Raw genomic sequence first — 1,033 nt, 5'->3', positions numbered from 1 at the left:
ACCGAACCCGTGACGTCCGTCGTGCGGAAGTAGAACTGCGGGCGGTAGCCGTTGAAGAACGGCGTGTGGCGCCCACCCTCCTCCTTCGTCAGGACGTACACCTCGGCCTTGAACTTGGTGTGCGGCGTGATCGAGCCCGGCTTCGCCAGCACCTGACCGCGCTCCACCTCCTCGCGCTTCAGGCCGCGGAGCAGCGCACCGATGTTGTCGCCCGCCTGCCCCTCGTCGAGCAGCTTGCGGAACATCTCCACGCCCGTCACCACCGTCTTGACCGTCGGCTTCAGGCCGACGACCTCGATCTCCTCGCCCACCTTGACGATCCCGCGCTCCACGCGGCCCGTCGCCACCGTCCCGCGGCCCGAGATCGAGAACACGTCCTCGACCGGCATCAGGAACGGCTTGTCCGTCGCGCGCTGCGGCGTCGGGATGTAGCTGTCCACCGCGTCCAGCAGCTGCTGGATCGCCGGCTCGCCCAGCTCTCCCTTGTCGCCCTCGAGCGCCTTGAGCGCCGACCCCTTCACGATCGGGATCTCGTTGCCCGGGAAGTCGTACTCCGTGAGCAGCTCACGGACCTCGAGCTCCACGAGGTCGAGCAGCTCCTTGTCGTCCACCATGTCGACCTTGTTCAGGAAGACGACCATGTACGGCACGCCCACCTGACGGGCGAGCAGGATGTGCTCGCGGGTCTGCGGCATCGGACCATCCGCCGCCGACACCACCAGGATCGCGCCGTCCATCTGCGCCGCCCCGGTGATCATGTTCTTCACGTAGTCCGCGTGACCCGGGCAGTCCACGTGCGCGTAGTGCCGCTTCTCCGTCGAGTACTCGACGTGCGCCGTCGCGATCGTGATGCCGCGCTCGCGCTCCTCCGGCGCCTTGTCGATCTGATCGTACGCCATGAACTGCGCGCGGCCCTTCGTCGCGCAGTACTTCGTGATGGCGGCCGTCAGCGTCGTCTTGCCGTGGTCGACGTGACCGATCGTCCCCACGTTCACGTGCGGCTTGCTGCGCTCGAACTTCTCCTTGCCCATGA

At 67.1% G+C, this 1,033-nt stretch carries 1 protein-coding gene; it reads right to left on the bottom strand.

Annotation, left to right across the window (positions count from 1 at the left end; all coding sequences use genetic code 11):
• Positions 1-1,031, bottom strand: a 1,031-nt coding sequence (gene tuf, locus MNZ29_RS24085) for an elongation factor Tu (RefSeq protein WP_242341610.1), incomplete at its 3' end; no start/stop codon positions are given.
• Positions 1,032-1,033: the final 2 nt, after the last annotated feature.

Source organism: Anaeromyxobacter sp. SG64 (assembly GCF_022690745.1).
In the GTDB taxonomy this organism is placed as follows: Bacteria; Myxococcota; Myxococcia; order Myxococcales; family Anaeromyxobacteraceae; genus Anaeromyxobacter; species Anaeromyxobacter soli.
Note: the sequence above shows the minus strand (reverse complement) of the source record. Positions and strands in the feature narration are given on the sequence as shown.